General features: G+C 54.9%; 7 protein-coding genes. 5 read left to right on the top strand and 2 right to left on the bottom strand.

Annotated features, from left to right (window positions below; all coding sequences use genetic code 11):
- From CVS29_RS18585 to CVS29_RS19145, 3 genes are all read left to right on the top strand, one after another.
- Positions 1 to 464 (top strand): hypothetical protein (locus CVS29_RS18585; protein WP_170121053.1); only part of this gene is annotated, 464 nt, incomplete at its 5' end.
- A gap of 744 nt (positions 465 to 1208) precedes the next feature.
- Entirely contained in the window at positions 1209 to 1940 is a 732-nt protein-coding gene (locus tag CVS29_RS19150) for an ISAs1 family transposase (RefSeq protein WP_110107973.1), read from the top strand.
- Positions 1825 to 2352: an ISAs1 family transposase gene (locus CVS29_RS19145; protein ID WP_281268054.1), complete on the top strand. Its 528-nt coding sequence runs from the start codon at positions 1825 to 1827 to the stop codon at positions 2350 to 2352. Before CVS29_RS19150 ends, CVS29_RS19145 begins: the two co-directional genes overlap by 116 nt.
- 310 nt (positions 2353 to 2662) lie before the next feature.
- Here CVS29_RS19145 and CVS29_RS17995 read toward each other — a convergent pair whose 3' ends face one another.
- Both CVS29_RS17995 and CVS29_RS17990 read right to left on the bottom strand, forming a co-directional pair.
- A complete protein-coding gene (locus CVS29_RS17995; RefSeq protein ID WP_110107971.1) occupies positions 2663 to 2860 on the bottom strand; it encodes a hypothetical protein in 198 nt (65 codons plus the stop codon).
- A gap of 513 nt (positions 2861 to 3373) precedes the next feature.
- Positions 3374 to 4000: a helicase associated domain-containing protein gene (locus CVS29_RS17990; protein ID WP_110107970.1), complete on the bottom strand. Its 627-nt coding sequence runs from the start codon at positions 3998 to 4000 to the stop codon at positions 3374 to 3376.
- A 437-nt stretch (positions 4001 to 4437) separates the two neighbouring features.
- On the opposite strand from CVS29_RS17990, the gene CVS29_RS17985 reads away from it, so the two are divergent.
- The gene (locus CVS29_RS17985; RefSeq protein WP_245932082.1) at positions 4438 to 4830 is read left to right on the top strand and encodes a LexA family protein; all 393 of its coding nucleotides are present in this window, start codon (positions 4438 to 4440) and stop codon (positions 4828 to 4830) included.
- A gap of 12 nt (positions 4831 to 4842) precedes the next feature.
- Positions 4843 to 5420, top strand: a 578-nt coding sequence (locus CVS29_RS17980) for a Y-family DNA polymerase (protein ID WP_483952308.1), incomplete at its 3' end; no start/stop codon positions are given.

Genomic DNA, 5420 nt, shown 5'->3' with positions numbered 1-5420 from the left:
CCTTATTCTGGAGCAACTCAACGAACTTCGACTCACCACACCACGGCGCCCTCTACACTCTCAATTCTGAAGAGCCGATAATAGGCGCAGCTCCATTAGAAGAGGGTGCCAACAAATCCCCAATCATTGATGTTCCGGTTCCAGCGCTCGATTGGTTGCCGACCGACTACTGTGATTTTGCCAAGCGATTCAGGCATGACTTGGTTTCGCGCATGTCACATGTTCCAATTGCGCTTCGACCTCCGGTGGCCGTCAGCGACCTGATGCCAGGGATGGAAAACTTTTATGTAGCGGTACGTTTATCACCAATTTCACTCGCTGATACAGCAATAATTGAGCTTGCCGACCACCTATTGCTCCAGAAAAAAACACAAAATTCATCTGGACTATGGAAAGGCCTACTTGCCAAGTTCCACGGAGGGCGACCAATCCCAGGGGAGCAACATGCTTTACCAGCACACTAAATTGATTGCTGCACCCATCAATCGGGTCCATGCAGTAGTATGTGATGTTTCACGGATAAATGAATGGAATCCGGCCGTTACCTCTATTGAAAATTATGACAGCGCCGCCATAGCCGGAAAACAATACCGAGCGTACGTTCGATCAAAATTTCCCGTTACCCTCGTGTATCAAGACACATCACTCAGCAGTGTCCGTTTCACAATCAGTGGACTTGCAGCACAAGAATCAGGTGCTTGGATATTAAGGAAAGTTTCAAAATCACATACAGAAGTTACCCATACATTCACCCACAGGGGGGCGCTGCTTTGGTTGCTTAGACACGCTTTTTCCCAGGTGCCTGAATGGAGACTAAAGCGTCTTGGCGAAGAATGTTACACAAGGGGTCTGCCCAAGATTTAGTTGACTCGGGGTTTTAGGCCGCTGTGAGTGCGGTCTGGTGGGACTGCCTCGGGGTTTGTTGACTCTCAATCAAACCCTGGTCAGCCCCCTTGACAGTCATAGAAGAGTCCATAATCACCAGCATTCTGGGATCGGTTTGCATACTCCGGCGAACATCCACTTCTGCCATGCCGCAGGAGCAGCTAGGGAGCGCATCGAAACAGTGGACGCAGGGTGGCTGCAAAGTCTTTTATGAGGGGATGGCGTCTTAACATGTGAGACGAACGGGGCCGTGGCTGTTTAAAGATGAGAACTCCTGTTAAGCCAGATGGTGTCTAAGCCGCTGGATTGCCAGGAGTTCTCGTATGTCATCTTCTCACTTTGCTTTGTTCATTGACGAATTCGCTCCGCTGGGCGCGGTTCAGGTTGATCCGGGCAAGGTCCTTGCGGCTCTGTGTGAATTGCCGGATCCTCGGAAGAAACGCGGGGTCAGGCACCGTTTCCCGCACTTGCTGGTGATCATGGTCTGTTCAATATTGGCGGGGGCAACGACGCTAGTGGAGATGGCTGAATGGGCCGCTGACACGGCGCGGGACCAGCTGGCTATCTTGGGTATCGGCTCCCCACACGCCACCACTTTGGGGAGGGTATTCGAACGACTTGATGCTGACATGCTGGACCGCTTGGCCGGGGCATGGGCGCAGGGGGCAACGCCCCTGGTCGCGGTCGCTATCGATGGCAAGGAAGTACGTGGTGCCAAGAATGGCGGCGGTACGCGGGTACATCTGATGGCGGCTATTGATCATGGAACCGGTGCCGTGTTGGGGCAGGTATCGGTGGCCGAGAAATCGAACGAGATCCCCTATTTTTCAACACTATTGGACGGAATCACGGACCTTACCGGTGTGGTCGTATCGGCGGATGCACTCCATACCCAGCGTAAGCATGCCGAGTATCTTCATGGCCGGGGCAGCCTTCTATGTGCTCACGGTGAAGGGAAACCAGCCTGGTCTGCACAAGCAATGCGCGGACCTGCCGTGGAAACGAGTCAGGGCAGGGAACAAGACCGTGGAGACCGCCAACGGCCGGGACATTGAGCGGACCGTGAAGTGCGTGAGTATTGCTGAGGGCATCAACTTTCCCCGCGCAGCCCAAGCCGCTCAGATCACCCGAAAGTCACGGCCAGTGGGAACACGGAAGTGGCACACAGAGACGGTGTACATCGTCACGTCGCTGACACCGTCACAGGGAAAACCTGCCGAGATAGGGGCGTGGATCCGTGGTCATTGGGCTATCGAAAACGGGCTCCACTACCGCCGGGACGTTCTTTTTCGGGAAGACCATAGCCAAGTACGCAACGGTGAAGCACCACGCGTGATGGCATCTCTAAGAAACATCGCCATCACAATTCTCCGGCTACAAGGAGAAACTAACCTCGCCAAAGCCACTCGAGGTGCCCGCAACTACCCGGACCGCGCCCTTAAACTAGCCGGCATCACTATCAGCTAAACGACTTTGCAGCCGCCCTGGAAGTGAGACAGCCTGAGGGCTTGTGAAGAAGTGAAATATTCCACGAATTCACAAGCCACCCTTACCTCACTGCTGGCCATCTGCGATGCGTGCAGGTGGAGCTATCGATGGTCTCAAAAATGCCCGCCCATCAGAAGATGAGCGGGTCCTTTTTGTAGCTACCTGACGGGAACCCACTCTTTCAGGTTCTCGTCATACCTTGCCCAATGTCCCTTGGGATCTGCAATCGATCCCTCGAAGAAGGCGCGGTCTCCGTGCTCGGGACCGTCTGCAATGCTGCGTTCCCGACTCACTTTTTACCGCCACGGCCTGCGCCGTTATTGGCGGGAGTGTTCAACTGATACGCCAATCCCCGCCCCGGTGTTGGCGGGAAGGGTTCTCCTTTGACAACTGTCCGTTGAACTCCGGTATCGCGACCACGCGGACCCTTGATGTCGTAGAGGCCTGATGCCGGAGCTTTTGTGCCCGGAGTGAGTTTCTTGGTCATGCTATGGCTCCTGCCACTCGTGTGGGGCCAACACGCCTCCGGCTTAAGCCAGTTCGACATACAAGATGTAAGCTTTTGTTATCCCCGCAAAGGATTACTAGGCCCCGGTTGACTCCTACTTCCCCCGAAGATGGTTCAACTGGGGTTTTTCTTTGTCGAAAAGCATTTCGAATCCGACTCCTCAGATACTACATGTAGTGTGAGTCTCCAGCACCGACCCCTACATGATGTATTACAAGTATGTCATTCTTATGCACCGCTCGTCCACAGCCTAGGAGAATTAAAAGCCCGTGAACTCAACGTTTAAACCGAGCTGTCCACAGGCTGTGGACAGCCTGGGTGCACACTAAACGTGCGGCGTGTCTCGGATTCCGGCGTGTCACAAATGCATTGCCCAACGAAAGTGAACTGTGCCGGGAATCATACCGCTTGTTTGGGTGATGGGGTGGATGTCTTGGATTCAGGTGACATCGGCCCTTAAAGAATTCATTTATTACCACGCGGATTGACTTTTTAGGTGCGGCTACGCCAGTCAGGGTGCGTGGCTTTCAGTGCTTCGTACCGCCATGGTTGGAGTGTTTTCTCTGCTCTTTTTTGGTGCTGGGTGTGGAGCCAGACACCGAGGGTGTGTTCGTGTTCAGTTTCGTAGTTTTTGTATCTGGGTAGCTGGTCGGTGGCTGTGAGGTAGTCCTTGAACTGGGTGAGCCGTGACAGCCAGCGTTCATCGAGTCTCTGTTCCCGGCTAGATGCCTCCCAGCCGGGCAAGCTGCGTAGGAGAACGAGTTTGGGTGTTGATAGTGCTCCATGGTGGTGAGCTCGTCGTTGGAAGCTGATCCAGGCATGGAGGGATTCTTCGGTCGCGTCGCCGTCGTGGTGGGGGAGTCGGCCATGTGCGTCTAGGAAGTCTTGGGCTTCCTTCAGACGTCGGCGCCAGGTTGTGCTTGGACTGTCTGGATCTCTAGCTGCGAAGGCTGTTTTGTGTCTGGCACGCAGTCCGGGGAGGTAGTACTCGCGGATCTTGAGGTGCCGATCGACGGTGTTGCGGTTTTGGTGACACCGATCAGCGATTTCGCGCACGGTCAGTCCTGCCTCGTACATCATCTCCCATTCGGGGTGTCGTGATATTTCCCAGCCCGCCATGCCGGCAACACTAACCCACTGACCGCGCCAGAGACCAGAGCTCCCGTGGAACTGTGGATACCCAGAACATTAGATGCCACACCTCACCTTGAAGGCCTTGTCGTAATCCGTGGCAATCCAAGGGCCCGCATGTTGCTTCTGAGGTCAGCACGATCGGCAGGCTTGTCATCAGGATTCTTTGGGGAGTGTTTGGTGTCGTGCAGCCCAGACGGAGTTCTTGCCCGATAAACCACGGTACAAGTCTTGGCACAAAAGTCGCTCCAAGCCCTCTGGGGAGGTGAGTACGAGGATCGGGCTTACCTTCTGGAGTTGGATGCTGATTTTCATGGTCGTTGTCGGTGGGTGGGCCTACACTGAATTAGTAGAACTTTATTTCTAGTAGTTGGTGTGTCATGGCTCATGTATCGAATATTTGTTTAGTAGACTTTGCGCCCCCTGTGGCACACCCTTTGCTGGCCCCAGTGTTGGTTGCGGCGGGTTATCCGTCCCCGGCTCAGGACTACTTCGATGGGACGCTGAATCTCAATACTCATCTGATTAGGGATGTCACGAGCACTTTCGTGGTGAGGGTGTCGGGGGATTCCATGGAGGGCGCTGGCATCAGTGATGGCGATGAGTTGATCGTCAATCGGGCGCTCACGCCTCGGGATGGGTCTATCGTGATTGCGATCTTGGACGGCGAGCTGACCGTTAAGCGTCTTCTCCTGAAGGCTGGGGGAGTGGTCTTGCATGCGGAGAACCCCAACTACCCGGATATTGAAGTTCCGGACGCTAATTCTCTGACGGTGTGGGGCGTCGCCGAAACCTGCCTGCACGACTTGCGGAACTAGGGCGGTGCTTTGATGCGTATCCGAACCGCTGACCCCGCAGGTCCGGCGTTGATGCCTGGCAGTGACTATATTGCTCTTGTTGATGTGAACTCGTTTTATGCCAGCGCTGAACGCGCTTTCAATCCCTCTTTGGAGGGGGTGCCCGTGGTCGTTTTGTCGAACAATGATGGTTGCGTGGTCACTCGCAGTGCCGAGGCAAAAGCGCTGGGCATCCCGATGGGGGAGCCATGGTTCAAACTCAAACATCTCGCCTCTGATGCAATACCGCGCAGAAAACGCTTAGTGGCGCTTTCGAGTAACTATGAGTTGTACGGTGATCTGAGTTCCCGCGTGATGGAGCTACTGGGCCGGTACAGTGCGTGGGTTGAGGTGTATTCCATTGACGAGGCATTCTTGGGCGTCAACGGCACCCCTGTTCAGTTACGCCAGCTAGGACGCACCATGAAGGACGCTGTTCGCCGGCACGTCGGCGTCCCGGTATGTGTTGGCATCGCTACAACGAAAGGCCTGGCAAAGCTGGCTAATAAGCTCGCCAAGCACAATCCAGACTTCGCCGGTGTCTGCCACTGGGAATCCATCCCCGAAGAGGT

This window comes from Arthrobacter psychrochitiniphilus (assembly GCF_003185915.1).
GTDB lineage: Bacteria > Actinomycetota > Actinomycetes > Actinomycetales > Micrococcaceae > Specibacter > Specibacter psychrochitiniphilus.
This window is presented reverse-complemented; position numbering and strand designations above follow the sequence as displayed.